Origin of the sequence: Leucobacter sp. NPDC015123 (genome assembly GCF_043080205.1) — a bacterium.
Lineage (GTDB): Bacteria > Actinomycetota > Actinomycetes > Actinomycetales > Microbacteriaceae > Leucobacter > Leucobacter aridicollis_A.
The window spans coordinates 468,361-484,235 of the sequence record NZ_JBIBVH010000001.1; the positions used below are offsets into that span (position 1 = coordinate 468,361).

At 65.5% G+C, this 15,875-nt stretch carries 13 protein-coding genes; 6 read left to right on the top strand and 7 right to left on the bottom strand.

Annotation, left to right across the window (positions count from 1 at the left end; translation table 11 throughout):
- Nucleotides 1-63: 63 nt before the first annotated feature.
- The 3 genes from ACF07D_RS02140 to ACF07D_RS02150 form a co-directional block, all read right to left on the bottom strand.
- Nucleotides 64-1,503 (bottom strand): hypothetical protein, encoded by a 1,440-nt coding sequence (locus ACF07D_RS02140; protein ID WP_391503701.1) that lies wholly within the window; start codon nucleotides 1,501-1,503, stop codon nucleotides 64-66.
- Nucleotides 1,500-4,190 (bottom strand): hypothetical protein, encoded by a 2,691-nt coding sequence (locus tag ACF07D_RS02145; protein ID WP_391503702.1) that lies wholly within the window; start codon nucleotides 4,188-4,190, stop codon nucleotides 1,500-1,502. Before ACF07D_RS02145 ends, ACF07D_RS02140 begins: the two co-directional genes overlap by 4 nt.
- Before the next feature lie 145 nt (nucleotides 4,191-4,335).
- Nucleotides 4,336-6,312, bottom strand: a complete 1,977-nt coding sequence (locus ACF07D_RS02150; RefSeq protein WP_391503703.1) for a serine/threonine-protein kinase — start codon at nucleotides 6,310-6,312, stop codon at nucleotides 4,336-4,338.
- Between the two features lie 248 nt (nucleotides 6,313-6,560).
- Here ACF07D_RS02150 and ACF07D_RS02155 point away from each other — a divergent pair, with 248 nt between their 5' ends.
- Nucleotides 6,561-6,842, top strand: a complete 282-nt coding sequence (locus ACF07D_RS02155; protein WP_119283141.1) for a pyrophosphorylase — start codon at nucleotides 6,561-6,563, stop codon at nucleotides 6,840-6,842.
- 353 nt (nucleotides 6,843-7,195) lie between these two features.
- Here the strand turns inward: ACF07D_RS02155 and ACF07D_RS02160 are convergent, their stop codons facing one another.
- Complete coding sequence (locus tag ACF07D_RS02160; RefSeq protein ID WP_119283415.1) at nucleotides 7,196-8,227, bottom strand: 4-hydroxy-3-methylbut-2-enyl diphosphate reductase; 1,032 nt, start codon at nucleotides 8,225-8,227, stop codon at nucleotides 7,196-7,198.
- Between the two features lie 163 nt (nucleotides 8,228-8,390).
- Between ACF07D_RS02160 and xseA the strand changes: the two genes are divergently transcribed.
- Nucleotides 8,391-9,608, top strand: a complete 1,218-nt coding sequence (xseA, locus tag ACF07D_RS02165; RefSeq protein ID WP_391503704.1) for an exodeoxyribonuclease VII large subunit — start codon at nucleotides 8,391-8,393, stop codon at nucleotides 9,606-9,608.
- Between the two features lie 42 nt (nucleotides 9,609-9,650).
- Here xseA and ACF07D_RS02170 read toward each other — a convergent pair whose 3' ends face one another.
- Nucleotides 9,651-10,814, bottom strand: coding sequence for a hypothetical protein (locus ACF07D_RS02170; protein ID WP_255809284.1), 1,164 nt, complete (start codon nucleotides 10,812-10,814; stop codon nucleotides 9,651-9,653).
- 86 nt (nucleotides 10,815-10,900) lie between these two features.
- On the opposite strand from ACF07D_RS02170, the gene ACF07D_RS02175 reads away from it, so the two are divergent.
- From ACF07D_RS02175 to ACF07D_RS02190, 4 genes are read left to right on the top strand one after another with little or no spacing between them, the layout of a single operon-like run.
- Nucleotides 10,901-11,167, top strand: coding sequence for an exodeoxyribonuclease VII small subunit (locus ACF07D_RS02175; RefSeq protein WP_391503705.1), 267 nt, complete (start codon nucleotides 10,901-10,903; stop codon nucleotides 11,165-11,167).
- A gap of 2 nt (nucleotides 11,168-11,169) precedes the next feature.
- Nucleotides 11,170-11,853 (top strand): DUF4245 domain-containing protein, encoded by a 684-nt coding sequence (locus ACF07D_RS02180; RefSeq protein ID WP_391503706.1) that lies wholly within the window; start codon nucleotides 11,170-11,172, stop codon nucleotides 11,851-11,853.
- A complete protein-coding gene (locus tag ACF07D_RS02185; protein WP_391503707.1) occupies nucleotides 11,850-12,527 on the top strand; it encodes a carbonic anhydrase in 678 nt (225 codons plus the stop codon). Before ACF07D_RS02180 ends, ACF07D_RS02185 begins: the two co-directional genes overlap by 4 nt.
- A gap of 37 nt (nucleotides 12,528-12,564) precedes the next feature.
- On the top strand, nucleotides 12,565-13,971 hold the full coding sequence (locus tag ACF07D_RS02190; RefSeq protein WP_119283147.1) for a class II fumarate hydratase: 1,407 nt from the start codon (nucleotides 12,565-12,567) through the stop codon (nucleotides 13,969-13,971).
- Nucleotides 13,972-14,161: 190 nt separating this feature from the next.
- On the opposite strand, the gene ACF07D_RS02195 is transcribed toward ACF07D_RS02190, so the two are convergent.
- Complete coding sequence (locus ACF07D_RS02195; protein WP_119283148.1) at nucleotides 14,162-14,926, bottom strand: amino acid ABC transporter ATP-binding protein; 765 nt, start codon at nucleotides 14,924-14,926, stop codon at nucleotides 14,162-14,164.
- Entirely contained in the window at nucleotides 14,923-15,873 is a 951-nt protein-coding gene (locus ACF07D_RS02200) for an amino acid ABC transporter permease (protein WP_119283149.1), read from the bottom strand. The genes ACF07D_RS02195 and ACF07D_RS02200 overlap by 4 nt, the downstream gene beginning before the upstream one ends.
- Nucleotides 15,874-15,875 lie beyond the last annotated feature (2 nt).

Genomic DNA, 15,875 nt, shown 5'->3' on the forward strand with positions numbered 1-15,875 from the left:
TGCTCCCTTTCTTCGGGGGAAATCGGGCGGGGTGGCACGACCTTTCCGCGTCACCCCTGTTTTCTACCTGGCTGCCGGCTCGGCAAACCAGACCAGGGCGTCAGCGTCTGCGCCCGACTCTGGCCGGAGGCCGAGCTGCTGCCCGGTCGCGTACAGCGTCACGGTCGGAGCCGCCACCGCCTGTGAAGTCGCGAAGTCCATCTCAGGGCCGGTAATTGCGTCGCCCGCGACTAGGGTGAGCCCTGCAAGTGCAGTCGCGACCTTGGTGGGGTCCGTGCTGCCTGCGTCGGAGACCGCTCGCGCAAGCGCAAGCAGTGCGTCGTGGGCTCGCCCATCTGCGGCACCGCTCACCTCGGCGAAGGGTGAGTCCTCGGTGAGGTTGAGGATCTCGCTGTCAGCACTGAACACGCGTATCGCGGCGAGGAAGGCTGAACCCGTGCGCCCTCGTCCATCGTTTCCAAGCGCAACAGCGTCGTCCCAGTCGTAGCCGAAGGTGCGTAGCGCTGACGAAACCGCAGCCCCATTCTCGATCAACGTGTCTTCGAACCGCTGGCTCGTCGCCCCTGGGGTCAGGAAGATAGGCGCAGTCACGTTCCGCGCCTGCAGTTCGCGGGTAATGTTGGCTTGCAGCGCAGCCGGGCCGCTCAGCACGATTGCGTCAACCCGCTGCTCCGGCACAGTCTCGGCGTCGGCCTCGTCTTGCTCGTCATCGTCGCTACCGCCGGCGTATCCCCCATGCGCGAGTGGGTCACTCCCAGTCATCTCCGCGACCTGCATTGCCAGCGACTTGATATCCGATCCGGTCCGGTGTTGGAGGACATCGGGAACCCGCACGCCATCGGGCAAACCAGGGCCGGCGTCCAGGTGCAGCGGTCGTTCGTAAGCCTCGAGCGCCTGTGAGAACTGTACCTGCACATCGGACTCAGTCGGAGCGAGCGACCAGACGTTCACCGACGATGCAGGTGCCTCCGCAAACGGCAGCACAACGCCGACTTTGTGCTCGGTTGCAACAGCGATTCCGGCGTCAAGCTGTTCGCCGCTGCTCGCGTAGACGATGCCCGCCACACCTTGTTCGACGAGCGCAGTCGCCGCTTCGTGCGCGCCGGCGGTCGTGCCCTTGTCGTTCTCGACGACGAGCTGAATCTCGCTTCCGCCGAGCGCGAGGCGCTCGCGAGCAACGACCGCGCCCTCAGCCGCGCTCGACCAGTCTGCGCCCTCTGCGTTGCCCGTTCCTGTCGTCACAATGACACCAATCTTGGTGTCGGCGGGTACTTCGACGCCGCCGATCGGTACCGGAACCGTCACCGCTACCGGGTCGCTCGCGGGCCGCTGGCTCCCACGAATGACACCGAAGGCAACCACCGCTGCGGCAGCGAGCACGACAGCCACGGCCACGGCCACGACGATCACTAGCCCGCGGCGCGATCGCCAGGAGAATCGCCTGCGCTCGGCGCTTTCGTGCTTCATCGCTGTCTGGGCTTCCGGTTCAGACACCCCGCTCACTTGTCTCCTCCGCCAATGTGGAATCCATAGATTGTCTGCGCAACGGCGCCGCCAGGAATTTCGAGGTGGAAGGCGGGGAGCGAGGACGCCGATTCGAGTGCCGCCTCGAATTGAGCCTGCCGCAGCATGATCGACGCGATGTCTTCGGCGCGAACGTTTGCGAACCCCGACGCCTGCTGCGAGGCGAGGGCGAGCTGGAAGTCAGCGGTGCTCGACTTGGCAGCTGACGCAGACATTGCTCCGAGGATTCCGGAGCCGCGCACCGCCGGGTCGCCCAAATCGAGGATGACCCTGTTCAAGCTGTCAGCCAGCATCTTTGAGGCTGCCTCGACGTCTCGTGTCGAGGCAGTCGTCGAGCGGTCGATCCGTTCAAGTGCGAGCCCGGTGCGTTCGTCGAGCGACGCAACCGAGGCACCGTACCCCTCGTTGAGCGCCGACTTCTGGTCGTCGATCTGGGTCTTCGCGTCACTCAGCATCGTCTCTGAAGTGGCGCGCAACCCCGCGACTGTCGCCTCGTACGAGGCCCGGATCGCATTGTTTCCACGTCCGACCCTGTCGGTGATCATGCGCACCTGGTCGTCAACGTCGCTCGAGACGGCCAGGGCGGCATCGGCGGCGGCGCTACCGAACGCGCTCGTGATCTCGGAGGCAAGGCCATCTTCCCGCACGTCGAGGGCGCTCAGGCTCACGCCCAGCGCATCGTTGTGCGTGACCGCGAGTGCTTCGAGAGCCCGAAGCTGGGCGACGAGCTGCTGTGCCGCAGACTCCCCGCCGCCGATCTCACCATGGTGAGCGTTCAGGCGCGACTGCATTTCGATAAGCGTTGACTGCAGCTGCGCGAGCGCAGACGACTGGGCGGCAGGGTCGGTGAGCGCCTCTACGCTTTTCCAGGACGTGCGTTGCGCTCCCAGCCTCTCCGCTAGCGTGCCGTTTGCCGGCTCATACTCTTGTGGCGTGACGCCGTCGCACTTCGTGTCGACGAATTCGCCACGCAACTCGTCCAGCTTCTGCTGGTCGATCGTCACTGCTCCCTGGCCCAATTCACACACCTTGTCAGCGAGTTGCTCGGGGAGGGCTGCAAGCGCGTCCGGGTCGGTACTTTCAAAGTCCTTCAGCGCAGCCTGAGCGATGTCGTGCACCTGTTCGAGCGACTGCGCTGACGCCTGTGCCTGCGCGACCATCGCCGACAGCTTGCCCCACTCCGAAACACTGTTGGTTTCATCTTCGAGGTCTGCAAGCGTGGTTCCGAGCTTGACGAGGTCGGAGGCCAAAAGCTGCTGCTGCTCCAACGCATTGTCAAGATCGGCGCTATCGAGTTGCTTCACAAGCTTGTCTCCCCGATCGACGAGATCGACGAGCGATGTGAGCACGTGTTCTTTCGCGGTGAAGAGGGAGCATGTCATTGACGGCTCACCTTCCACAGCGCAGACATCGCTATCTGGCGCCTCCGGGCCAAGCGTGGCGCCGATCTCAGTGAGAATCTCTTCCTTGCACTCGGCAGTCGCTTCCGCGTAGCCGTCCAGCTGACCTGCGAGTTGCAGAAACGTTGAATAGAGCGTTCCGCTTCCTTCCCCGGGCTCGACCTTGGCTACGCAGCCGCTACCGGTCACCAGGCGCGGAGGAGTCCCTCGGGTGTCCCCGAGTAGGCCCGTCATAGAAGCGACAATGCTCGAGAGCTGTGAGTTCATCCCTGAATGGGTGCTTGTCACAGTGCTCGCAAGGTCAGTCTGCAGGCTGCCGAGCTGTTTGCCGAGCGTCTGCATCTCGCTGCCGAGGGCCTCTGTGCTGTCCGCGAGTCGCTGGGCCGCCCGCACTCCGAGAGTCTTGGAGGTGTCGCCGAGGTCCCTACGCACTTCAGTAATGGTGCCGCCAGCACGGCTCAACACGCTGTTGACCTCAGTGACTAGGCCGATGGCCCGCTGCTGCATGCCGAGCTCTGACGTCGCGCTCCCATCAAACGCCGACGATACAACCCCTTCGAACGAGAGGTCGCTGTGTAGCCCTGCCTGCACAGCGATGTCAATCTCAGGGATGGCGAAGTCGGTGACATCCGCAACCAGCGTGAATGCAGTCGTCGCGCGCGTCTGCGGCGGTGCAAGGACCGTCGCCCACTGCACCACAGTTTCGCCGGTGTTCGTGACGGCGACAACGCCACTCGTCGTGCCCTCACCGGTGCCGAACGCCAGGTTCTCGGGCGGAACGTCAGCGAGCGTCGTCGATGCGGCAACACTCAATGGGGTGCCAACGAGTGCGGGCGTCGAACGCGCCTCACCCGCCACGTCGTACTCCACCGTCTTCGGTGCAACCGTCAGGTTCTCAAGCTCGATCCTGATTTCGACGCGGCCGTCGTAGCCAACTAGGTCAGCGAGATCCTGACCGGAGCGCTCATCGGTCTGATAGCTCGTCGAGACACGGACAGGGAGATCAGCGACAACCTCACCAGTTTCATAGGCAACGGTCTCACTGCGGGAGCGGCCGGTTGACTCGTCAAGGAACACCGCTGACCCGTCCACCGCCGTAACCGAGCCGTTTCCGCCAACCTGCACTGAGACCGACTGCAGCACCCGCGTCGTGGGTTCCTCCCCTGAGCCGAGCGCCGAGCACCCAGAGGTAACCAGCAGCGCAGCAACGATGGCTACGGATGCCGCCCGGGCATGGCGGCGGGCTTTCGGCGGGGACGGGTTCATCTACGAGCTCCTCTTTCGGTGTAATGAACAACGAGGCAGCGCCGAACCGAGCTCCCCCGCCCGCTGGTCCGACTACGCGAATTGTTACTCGGCATATTCTATGCACAAAACCAAACAAACATACGAATTATGCACAGGGCGCGAGTTATTCTCGGGTCGTGATGCTGAGCGGGGCGCTCTCCAAGTTCGTGAAATTCCCAACCACCGCAGGAATCCTGCACTCAGAGGTCGGCGCGAGCGTGGTTACCGTCAAGCCGTCACTGGACACCGCAACGGCTCCGGAGCAGCTGTCAGAGAACCGCACACCCGCTTCTCCCCCGGCCGTTTCCTTGAGCATTCGCGATGGTTCTCCCGTCGCCGGGCTTTGATAAAGCGGATGTACCTCGTCCGGGCCATCAGGCCAGACCGGAAGGAGTGTCACCGGAAGCGTCGACTGCCCCACCGCTCGGGAAGGCACGACAACGTTGACATCGACTAACCGCTGCACCGGATAGGACGTGGAGCTCGCCTCGGGGTCGAGCAGCGAAGCCAGCGTCTCGGTTGACACGAGTTCGAGCCAGTCGCGAAGCTCCGACTCGTCCGCGACCTCGAGCGGGAGTGACCCGCGGACTGTCAACCGCCCGCCAGCAGGCACCTCAACGCCGTCGAGACGCCACCCACACTTGGCATCAAGTCCGGTCACCGCTTGATGCTTCGCAGCCTCCACATCCTCCCACACGACAGGAGGGCACGCCCCACCATCGGCAATCGACGGAACGACTTCGAGGAACGATCCGGATAGCGGCGCCTTTTGCGCCGAGTAGGTCACCTCGAGCGCCACCCGGCTCTCGACTGGGTCGTAGGTCGCCACGCGCGCGACAGAGAGCCCCGTTGGAAGCTGCTGGTCTTGCTGCGATGCCTCGAGCGGCTCGTCGGAAGCAGTCACCGCGTCGCTTGTGTCCCCGCCAAACACCCACATCATGCCACCCACTAGCACCCCAAGGGAGACGAGGCCCAGAGCCCCGAGAAGTACATTCTTGCGGGTCAGCCACGACGGACGAGACCGCCCAGCATCATCTGGATCCTGCTCCAGGCCTCGCACCGAGGCTTGGAGCTGCGGCATCGGACGCACGGTCGTCTGCTGCCCAGCGTCTCCGAGCTCCGGAGCATCCACGCTCAGTGCCTGCGCGTATAGATCCGGACCGTCGTCCTCATGCGTTTGGAGCAGATCGCTGCGCAGCATCGTCGCAGGTCGGTCGACCTCCTCAAACTCTGCGGGCGCCGCTTTCCTCTCGAGCGCTCCAGTCGAGTCGAATCGCTTGGCAAGGCGCACAGCCTCGGCCGCGGCGTCCGCCGCCGCCGGCCGCTCCCCCGGGTCCTTGGAGAGCAGGCGAGCTACCCAATCAGCGATCGGGGCCGGCAGGTCGAGCCGCGGTGGGTGCGACGTCACGTGACGATACGCGATTGTGAAGTCAGTCCCGGGACCCGCAAACGGAGTGCGTCCCGCCAACAGCTCGTAGAGCATCACCCCGGCGGAGTACACGTCAGCCGCTGGTGTGGTACGCCCGTGACTGATGAGTTCAGGCGCCATGTACTGCGGGGTGCCGAGAATCCCAGTGGTCTGGCGGTTTCGTTCGCTCACGACAGCAGCGATTCCGAAGTCGGCTACGCGTACCGTGTCCTCCGCGGCCCCGTTCCAGGGCGCTGCGAGCAGAACATTGTCTGGCTTGATGTCGCGATGCGTCACGGCGCGACTGTGCGCCTCACTCAGTGCGCGAAACACCTGCCCGACGAGCGTCAGCGCGTCAGCTGGCTTGAGAGTGTGCTGCTCGTCGAGCAGCTCTCGGAGCGATCCACCGGGAATCAGGTCCATCACAATCGCGATGATCTCGCCCTCGACGACAAGGTCGCGAACCGCAACAATGTTGGGGTGCCGCAGCCCGATGAGCACTGACCGCTCGCGGATAAATCGCTCGACGAGCGCGGGGTCGCTCGCATGCTCGGGCTTGAGGATCTTCGCCGCAACGTGTTCACCGTCGCTGACTCTCTCGGCGCGCCACACGTCGCCGGCTGCTCCAGAGCCGAGAAGCTCGACAAGTCGGTAGGACGCCCCAAGCGCCGCTCCGGGCTTCAACGTTGCCATCTCTTCTTCATCTCCAAACAGGATCCCTCACCAAACACAGGCGCAGCCACGCCGAGCGCGGGCGCGCTGCGGGACTCAGCGTACAACGAGCCGGGCACAATGAGCGCTTCCAACCGAGGCTTTGTACTTAAATTCACCATTCACAAGATTGAGCGTTTGTTTTAATTTGCGGCAAATTTCGCGTAGCGTGTCCCCAGGGGCCCGGAATCCCAGGCTCTCTCATCTTTGACCCAGAAGGGGCGTTGCACATGTCACGCGTACTCTCAACCGAAGAAGCCAAGACGGCGATCCGTCAGATTCAGTCGATTGTCGGCGGCGGCTTCACCGATCAGATCACCCAGCTCGATGCGCAGGGCCGCATCCTGTCTGACCCGAACACGTGGGACGGCCCGCTCGCGGCAACCTTCAGGGGCTCAACCTGGCCTGAGACGAAGACCGCTCTCGACAAGGCGAAGCAGCAGCTCGAAGAGCTCCGCACCCAGCTCGACAAGATCTCGCAGGACATCTTCACCGCGGGTGGCGGCGCGTAGTCACCGCACCGTGGCGCCCGGCGGACCCGCCGGGCGCCACCAGTGTCCCCACACTGCCCTATTGCGCCCTCCCAGCAACAACGAAAGCACCCCAGTATGGCCGAGATCCACGGCAACGAACCGACGGGATACTCGTACCCGGCAGCTCAAGAGCTGCGCTCTGCAGCGAAATCACTCGCGCAGGCAGTCGCGGCGAGAGAAAGCTCACGCGCTAAGTATGCGCGCGGCGCCGAGAAGGATTTTCGCGGCTTCTTTGCCGAGGCGTTCAAGCACAATGTGAGCATCGGTACGAAGAGCGCGAACAGTCTCAGCGAGGCACTTCGCGAAGTCGCGAGTGAGTGGATAGGGTGCGTCTACCGCACCCGCCCGCCGAGGGCGCGCTCGTCCCGCTTGCCCGAGGCGTCCTGGCGGAGCTCCTTGGGGAGCGAGAACACGAGATCTTCCTCGGCGGTCACGACCGCACTAACGTCGGAGTAGCCGGCCTCGCCGAGATCGTCGAGTAGCTCCTGCACGAGCACCTCGGGAACCGAAGCGCCGCTCGAAATGCCGATCGTTTTCACGCCGTCGAGCCACTCCTGCTTGACCTCTTCGGCGAAGTCGACAAGGTAGGCGGCCTTCGCGCCATACTCGAGCGCGACCTCTACGAGGCGCACCGAGTTCGACGAGTTTGTCGAACCAACGACGAGCACGAGGTCGGCCTCGGGCGCGATCTTCTTGATCGCGACCTGGCGGTTCTGCGTGGCGTAGCAAATGTCGTCTGACGGCGGATCTTGCAGGTTCGGGAACCGCTCGCGCAACCTGCGCACAGTTTCCATCGTCTCGTCGACCGAGAGCGTCGTCTGCGAGAGCCACACGAGGCGATCCGGGTCTTTCACGACGAGATCGTCGACGTCGTCTGGCGAGTTCACAATCGTGATGTGATCGGGGGCCTCGCCGGCGGTGCCCTCAACTTCTTCGTGGCCGGTGTGACCGATGAGCAAGATCTCCATGTCCTGCTTCGCGAACCGCACCGCCTCGCGGTGCACCTTGGTCACGAGCGGGCATGTTGCGTCGATGGCATGGAGGTGCCTGTCTGCGGCCTCCTGCACGACTGCTGGTGAGACGCCGTGAGCCGAGAACACGACGTTCGCGCCCTCGGGTACCTCGTCAACCTCCTCGACGAAGATCGCGCCCATCTTTTCGAGCGTCTGCACGACGTGCACGTTGTGCACGATCTGCTTGCGAACGTACACGGGGGCGCCGTAGCGGTCGAGCGCCTTCTCGACTGCGACGACGGCGCGGTCGACGCCCGCGCAGTAGCCGCGCGGGGCGGCGAGCAGCACCCGCTTGTCACCATCAACTGGCTCGTTTTTCAGCCGGCCGCCGAGGCGACGCATGCGCGGCATCGCCAGGCTCACAACCGGGGCACCAATGGTGCGCTGATTCACTACCGAACCCTGCTCTGTCATGCGCACAAGTCTACGCTGGAACGCTGAGCGCATGATCTGGGTGCAGGTCCGAGGGCGGCACGAGCCCCGCATGTGGCGGCCCCCGAGTAGGCTCGACGTCATGGCAGCAGACGCACCCGCAACCCGCGAAGCCCCGTGGCCCGTCGCCCTCATGAGCGAGAAGGTCGCCGGCTGGATCGACAGGCTCGGTCAGGTCTGGGTCGAGGGCGAGGTCACGCAGTGGCAGGTCCGCGGCGGGCACGTCTACGGCAAGCTCCGCGATCTCGCTCAGGATGCCACGGTGAGCTTCACCGTCTGGCGTTCTGTCGCGCAGCGCCTCACCGCCGAGTTCAAGCAGGGCGACCGTGTGATCGCGCTCGTGAAGCCGAACTTTTGGGTCAAGGGCGGCTCGCTCACCATGCAGGTGTTTGACCTGTCGCACGTCGGTCTCGGCGAGCTGCTCGAGCGACTCGAGCGGCTGCGGAGGCAGTTGCAGTCGGAGGGGCTGTTCGATGACAGCCGCAAGCAACGCCTGCCGTTCCTACCGGGCAGGATCGGGCTCGTGACGGGCCGCGACTCCGACGCAGAGAAAGACGTCGTGCGCAACGCGACCCTTCGCTGGCCGGGTGTGCAGTTCAAGATCCACTACGCGGCGGTGCAGGGCGACCGGGCCGCGGCAGAGGTCACCGCGGGCATCAGGGCGCTGGACGCCGATCCCGAGGTCGACGTCATCATCGTCGCGCGTGGCGGCGGCGACTTTCAGAACCTGTTGCCGTTCTCGGACGAGGCCGTCGTGCGGGCGGCTGCCGAGGCGAGCACCCCCGTCGTGAGCGCCATCGGGCACGAGGCTGACCGCCCGCTGCTCGACGAGGTCGCGGATCTCCGTGCGTCGACGCCGACGGACGCTGCGAAGCGTGTCGTTCCCGACGTCGGTGAGGAGCTCGCCGGCATCGACCAGGCGCGCAGCCGAATGTCAGGCAGGCTCAGTCAGCTGTTCGCGCACGAGACCGACAGGATCGCGCAGCTCAGGCAGCGCCCCGTGCTCGCAAGCCCCGACAGGATTATCGATGACCGCGCCGAGGAGCTCGTGCGCTGGGTTGCCCGCGGCTCAGAACTCGCTGACCGGGCAATCGTGGATCGCGCGAGCACCCTCGCCGAGACCCGTGCCAGGCTCACGGCTCTGTCACCGCAGGCGACGCTCGAGCGCGGCTATGCGATCGTGCAGCTGCCGACGGGTGACGTGCTGCGCGACCCCGCTGACGCTCCCGACGGCACGGCGCTCCGGGTGAGCGTTGTGGGCGGCAAGCTCGGCGCTACGTCTTCAGGCCCGGCGGCCTAGGGCCTGTCCGTGCGAGCGCGTGTGGACGACGTTCGAGGGTAGCTAGTCGGTGCGTTCGAGGCCGCTGCCGTCAGCTGCCACCCTGTACGACGCGCTCCGGTAGCCGTCGTCGATCATGAACGAGACGCTGACTGGGCCGGAGCGCTCCGTATTCCACGGATCCTCCTCGGTCTGCGCGAGGCCCCTGCTCGCGTTGTACATCACGCCGTCGAGGTCGTCCACCCCGACTTGCCCGGCGGCGCGCTCCACCTCGCGGAGGATCGCACCCGCGTCGAGCTCGGTGAGCGCGAACTGCTCACCGAGCGTCTCGGGCTGCGGCGCGCCGGGGCCGTCGTGGGTGACCGAGCCCTTCCGGTAGTACCAGCGGTCGACGTTGAGACTTTCTGGAGTAAGCGGCGCGTTCACACTCACAAGATCTTCAGAGACAGTCACGCTCGTCACGCGGTCGTGACCGATCTCGGCGGCGAGCGCCGAGAGGGCCCGGTCGAGGGCTGCCGGCTCGCGGAGGTCCGCGTGGAACCTCCCCTCCGGGATCGCAGCGACGGTCTCAGCGAGGCCAGCGCGGTACGGGAACACAACGGCGGCGCCCGCGAGCAGACCAGCAAGCACGAACACCGTGATCCGGATCGGACGCCACTTCTTTCCCGTGCCGATGAGCGGCCTGCGCGAGCCGGGCACCCCCGCGGCGCCAGGAGCCGGGATCCGGAGCTCCCCCGCGACGGCGGCCGGCGGGAACTCGGTGTCGGCCCAGATTTCCGCCGTCGCGTCCTCGTCAGTCAGCGCCACGGCTGGCCCGCCCTCGGCGAGGATCGCCACGACGTGCCTCGTCCCGGGCTGGAAGCGGGGAATCTGCGTGAGCTGCACGATCCGCCGCACACGCGTTCGGTACACGCCGCCCGAGACCGGGCGCACCGTCAGATCAATGTCGCACACCGGCTGCTCGTTGATCTGAGTTCCGGTCTGCGTGAGCGCATCGACGCGAGCAAGCCCGACCCTGCCCTCTGAAATCGCGGCCTGCACCTGTTCGTTCGTAGGCAGGGCGAGGCCCCGCAGCGACTTGCCGACGAGCACGAGAACGCCCGAAACCACTGACGCGATGAAGCCGACGGGGAACGCCCAAGAGGCGGCACCCGGCGGGCCGACGAGGGCGGACACAATGCCACCACAGAGGATTCCGAGACCGATGAAAAATGTCAGGCGAAGCACTGAAAAAGCCTAACGTGAGTGGCGCGGCGGGGCACGTCAGCGGACGTATCGCGAGTCTCCAAGGCGCAGCGGCTAGACTGAAACCTATGACTGCCCCGATCGAAGCAGACGTCGCTGCGCTGAGCTATGAAGCGGCCCGCGACGAGCTCATTCAGGTGGTGAGCCGCCTCGAACAGGGCGGCGCCACACTCGAAGAGTCAATTCAGCTGTGGGAGCGAGGCGAAGCCCTCGCCACACGCTGTGAGGAGTGGCTGATCGGCGCCCGCAAACGACTCGAGGACGCGCGCCAGGGCGGCGCCTCCTCCGGCGACACAGCCGCCGCGACGCAGCCCGGGAACGGCGAAGAACTCTAACGATGGCGAAGAACAAGCGCCCCAACATTGTTGCTGAGCTCGGCAGGCCTGAAACTGCCGCTGAAACCGCTGCCCGCAAGGCGGAGGGAAGCCGGCTCTACAAGCAGCGAAAGACAGTGAACAACCTTGTGTTCTCGCTGCTCGTGACTGTCGGCGTCGTCTTCATGATCTACCTCATGGTGCCGCGCGAGACCGGCGATTTCCCAGACCGCTCGGTCGACGTCGTCGCCGCCGCGGAAAGCTCTGGCGCAAGCTACCCGCTCGCCGTGCCCGACGTTCCTGACAGCTGGAAGGCGAAGCGCGCGGCGCTCGCGATCGACGGCGACGTCACCTTCTGGCAGGTGCATTACACGACCGAGAACGACGCGTACGCGACAGTTGTGCAGGCGTATACCGCTGACGGCGCGCCAGTGCCTGCGACCTGGATCGCGACCAGGCTTGAAGAGCAGCAGCCCACGGGCAGCGAGCAGCTCGGCGGCGTCGAGTGGCAGGTCTACGACCACCAGGACCGAAAGGCCGACGAGGTCAACATGCGCTTCGGCCTCGAGGGCGCCATCGGCACGAACACAGTTCTCGTCTTCGGCACTGACGATGAGGCGACAATCAGGGTACTCGCGACGCAGGTGACCGACTCGCTCGCCGGGCTGAACGAGGCTACAACCACAACGGAAGAGGTGACCGAATGAGCAGCACCCCACGGGTGAGCCCGCAGGAGGCATGGGACGCGCTGATTGCTGGCAACGAGCGATTCGTTTCGGGTGCGTCGGCCCACCCAAACCAGAACGTTGAACGGCGCAGCGAGCTCGTCAATTCGCAGAGCCCCGACGTCGCGCTCTTTGGCTGCTCAGACTCCCGCCTCGCGGCTGAGATCATCTTCGACTGCGGCCTCGGCGACCTGTTCATCGCCCGCAATATGGGCCACGTCGTCGCCGAGTCGATCACGGCTTCAATGGAGTACGCGGTCACCGAGCTCGGTGCCTCGCTCATCGTTGTGCTGGCGCATGACTCGTGCGGCGCCGTCGCCGCCGCGATCGATCAGACCGGGCGAGAGCCGTCTGAGACGACCCGCTCAGTCAAGCACACGCTTGCACCGATCCAGCCGTCCGTGCAGCAGCTCTGGCTGCAGGGTCACACCGACACCCCGTACGTCAACGCGGCAGATATCGACGCGAATGCCGTCGGCAGGCTGCACCTCGGCGCGACAGTCCACGAGCTGCTTCGCACCTCGCGCGCGATCAGCGACGCTGTCGACGCCGGCACCCTCGCGATCGTCGGGCTGCAGTACCGGCTCACCGAGGGCCGCGCAGTGCCGTACTCGGCCGTCGGCCCTGTCGAGCTTGAGCTCGCTCCCCTGAATTAACACATCCTCATCAACACCCCATTAGCAAAGGACAACTGTGACTGAAGAGATCGAGTACCGCATCGAGCATGACACCATGGGCGAGGTCCGCGTACCGAAGTCCGCGATCTACGCAGCGCAGACGCAGCGCGCTGTCGAGAACTTCCCGATCTCGGGCAAGGGTCTCGAGCCCGCTCAGATCGTCGCGCTCGCACGTATCAAGCGCGCGGCTGCCATGGCGAACGCCGACCTCGGCATCCTCGACGCAGACATCGCGAAGGCGATCGTCGCTGCGGCCGACGAGGTTATCGGCGGCGCGCACCACGATCAGTTCCCCGTCGACACCTACCAGACCGGCTCTGGCACGTCGTCGAACATGAACATGAACGAGGTCCTCGCGAGCCTTGCGACCAAGCACCTCGGCGCTCCCGTTCACCCGAACGATCACGTGAACGCCTCGCAGTCGTCGAACGACGTCTTCCCGACCTCGGTGCACGTCGCTGTCACCGGGGCGCTCATCGAGCAGCTGAAGCCCTCGCTCGCGCACCTCGCCGAGGCGCTCGAGGAGAAGGCTGAGCTGTGGAAGTCGGCCGTGAAGCCTGGCCGCACCCACCTCATGGACGCGACCCCCGTCACCCTCGGCCAGGAGTTCGGCGGCTACGCCGCGCAGATCCGCTACGGCATCGAGCGCATCGACGCAGCGCTCCCCCGCGTCGCTGAGGTCCCGCAGGGCGGCACCGCCGTCGGCACCGGCATCAACACGCCGCTCGGCTTCCCCGAGAAGGTCATCGCCGAGATCGCTGCGTCGAGCGGCCTGCCGATCACCGAGGCACGCAACCACTTCGAGGCACAGGCGAACCGCGACGGTCTCGTCGAGGCGTCGGGCGCGCTGCGCACGATCGCCGTGTCGCTCACGAAGATCGCGGAAGACGTGCGCTGGATGGGCTCGGGCCCGAACACAGGCTTCGGCGAGCTCCACATCCCCGACCTGCAGCCTGGCTCATCGATCATGCCTGGCAAGGTCAACCCCGTTATCCCCGAGGCGACCCTCATGGTCTGCGCTCGCGTGATCGGCAACGACGCGACGATCGCCTGGGGCGGTGCACGCGGCAACTTCGAGCTCAACGTGATGATCCCCGTCATGGGCACCGCGCTGCTCGAGTCGATCCGCCTGCTCGCAAACGTCTCGCGCGTCTTCGCTGACAAGACCGTCGCGGGCCTCGAGGCGAACATCGAGCGCATGGAGACGCTCGCGGGCATGAGCCCCTCAACGGTCACCCCGCTGAACCGCCTCATTGGCTACGAGGCAGCAGCGAAGATCGCCAAGCACTCGGTCGCCGCCGGCATCACGGTGCGCGAGGCGGTCATCGACCTCGGCTACGTCGAGCGCGGCGAGGTCACCGAGGCTGACCTCGACAAGGCACTCGACCTGCTCTCGATGACCCACCCGGGCGTCGCGAAGTAACTCGCCTCCGCATACGAGAAGCGGGGGGGGGGGGGGGGGGGGGGCCGGGGGGGGGGGGGGGGGGGTGGGGGGGGGGGGGGGGGCCCCCCGCCGGGGGGGCGGAGACTCACCCCGCCCCCCCCCCCCCGCCCCGCCCCCCCACCCCCCCCCCCCCCCCCCCCGCTTCTCGTTTGGAAGGTGCGTTGCCGCGCTACAGCACCTTGGAGAGGAACGCCTTCGTGCGACCGTGCTGCGGGTTGCCGAGCACCTCGTCGGGGCTTCCCTGCTCGACGACGACGCCGCCGTCCATGAACGTCACTGTGTCTGCAACCTCGCGGGCGAAGCCCATCTCGTGAGTAACAACGATCATTGTCATGCCAGACTCGGCGAGCGATTTCATCACCTCGAGTACCTCGCCCACGAGCTCGGGGTCGAGCGCACTCGTCGGCTCGTCAAACAGCATGAGGTCGGGCTTCATCGCGAGCGCCCGCGCGATCGCGATGCGCTGCTGCTGACCGCCAGACAACTCGGCCGGGTACGCCTCAGCCTTGTCGCCGAGGCCGACCCGCTCGAGCAGCTCAAGCGCCGTCTGCTTCGCGGCGGCCTTGCCCTCGCGCTTCACGAACACGGGAGAGCAGATGATGTTCTCAAGCGACGTCATGTGGGGGAACAGGTTGAAGCGCTGGAACACCATGCCGATGTTCTCACGCTGCTTCGCGGCGGCGCGCGGATGCAGTTCGTAGAGCTTGTCGCCCTGCTCGCGGTATCCAATCAGCTCGCCATCGACCTCAATGCGGCCTGAGTCAATCGTCTCAAGGTGGTTGATGCAACGCAGGAACGTCGATTTGCCTGACCCCGATGGGCCCAGCAGACAGCTCACTTCACCGCGCTTCACGGTCATGTCGATGCCCTTGAGCACGTGGTTCTCTCCGAACGATTTGTGCACGTCGAGTGCCATCATCTTGACATCGCTCATGAGCGGGCTCCTTCGCTTGCGTCTGACGCCGAACTCGCGCCGTCAGCGCGCTTCGCTTTCTTTCGCTTTTGCGCGATCCGCGCGTTCTGCCCCTTCGAGAAGTGCTTCTCGAGCCTGCTCTGACCGAACATCATGATCGACGTGAACAGGAGATACCAGACTGACGCCACAAGCAGCAGCGGGATCGGGTTCAGCGTCGCCGACGAGATGTCGCGCGCTCTCGTGTAGAGGTCGTAGTTGTATGGGACCGCGGTCACAAGCGAGGTCGTCTTGAGCATCGAGATGAGCTCGTTGCCCGTCGGCGGGATGATCACGCGCATGGCCTGCGGAATGATCACCTTGCGCATCCGCAGCCACCAGCCCATGCCCAGCGCGTCGGCGGCTTCGCTCTGCCCCTTGTCGACTGAGAGCAGGCCGGCCCGAACGATCTCTGCCATGTAGGCCGCTTCGTTGAGCCCGAGGCCGATCACCGCGATCCAGAAGACCGGAATGAGGTCTGCGAGCTCGAGCGTCAGCCACGGCTCAGTAAACGGGATGCCAACGTCAACCTGTTGATAGATCGCGGTGAACAGCCCCCAGAAGACAAGCTGCACGTACACCGGGGTGCCACGGAACAGCCACAGGAACCCGAATGAGATTCCGCGCAGCACCGGGTTCGAGGTCTCGCGCATGATGGCAATCACAATGCCGACGACGATCGCGAGAATCATCGCGAGCACCGTGAGGGCGAGCGTGTTCGCAGCACCCATCATGACGCGCGGGTCGAAGATGTAGGTCGCGAACGCTGGCCAGTCGTACGCCTCGCGCTGCGCGGCGTCGAGCACGAACGCGATGATCGCGATGATCAGGGCGACGGCAAAGAAGTTACGCCAGGGGTGCCGCAGTGGCACCGCGCGAATTGGCTTCGGCGGTGCCACATTGACCACCTGGGTGATCGGCTGGGTCACGT

Bases quoted from the DNA above. Each gene is read 5' to 3' on its own strand.
- ACF07D_RS02150 (WP_391503703.1), bottom strand. From the start codon at position 6,312: ATGGCAACGTTGAAGCCCGGAGCGGCGCTTGGGGCGTCCTACCGACTT.
- ACF07D_RS02175 (WP_391503705.1), top strand. From the start codon at position 10,901: ATGACTGCCCCGATCGAAGCAGACGTCGCTGCGCTGAGCTATGAAGCG.
- ACF07D_RS02195 (WP_119283148.1), bottom strand. From the start codon at position 14,926: ATGAGCGATGTCAAGATGATGGCACTCGACGTGCACAAATCGTTCGGA.
- ACF07D_RS02185 (WP_391503707.1), top strand. From the start codon at position 11,850: ATGAGCAGCACCCCACGGGTGAGCCCGCAGGAGGCATGGGACGCGCTG.
- xseA (WP_391503704.1), top strand. From the start codon at position 8,391: ATGGCAGCAGACGCACCCGCAACCCGCGAAGCCCCGTGGCCCGTCGCC.
- ACF07D_RS02155 (WP_119283141.1), top strand. From the start codon at position 6,561: ATGTCACGCGTACTCTCAACCGAAGAAGCCAAGACGGCGATCCGTCAG.
- ACF07D_RS02145 (WP_391503702.1), bottom strand. From the start codon at position 4,190: ATGAACCCGTCCCCGCCGAAAGCCCGCCGCCATGCCCGGGCGGCATCC.
- ACF07D_RS02160 (WP_119283415.1), bottom strand. From the start codon at position 8,227: ATGCCGCGCATGCGTCGCCTCGGCGGCCGGCTGAAAAACGAGCCAGTT.
- ACF07D_RS02180 (WP_391503706.1), top strand. From the start codon at position 11,170: ATGGCGAAGAACAAGCGCCCCAACATTGTTGCTGAGCTCGGCAGGCCT.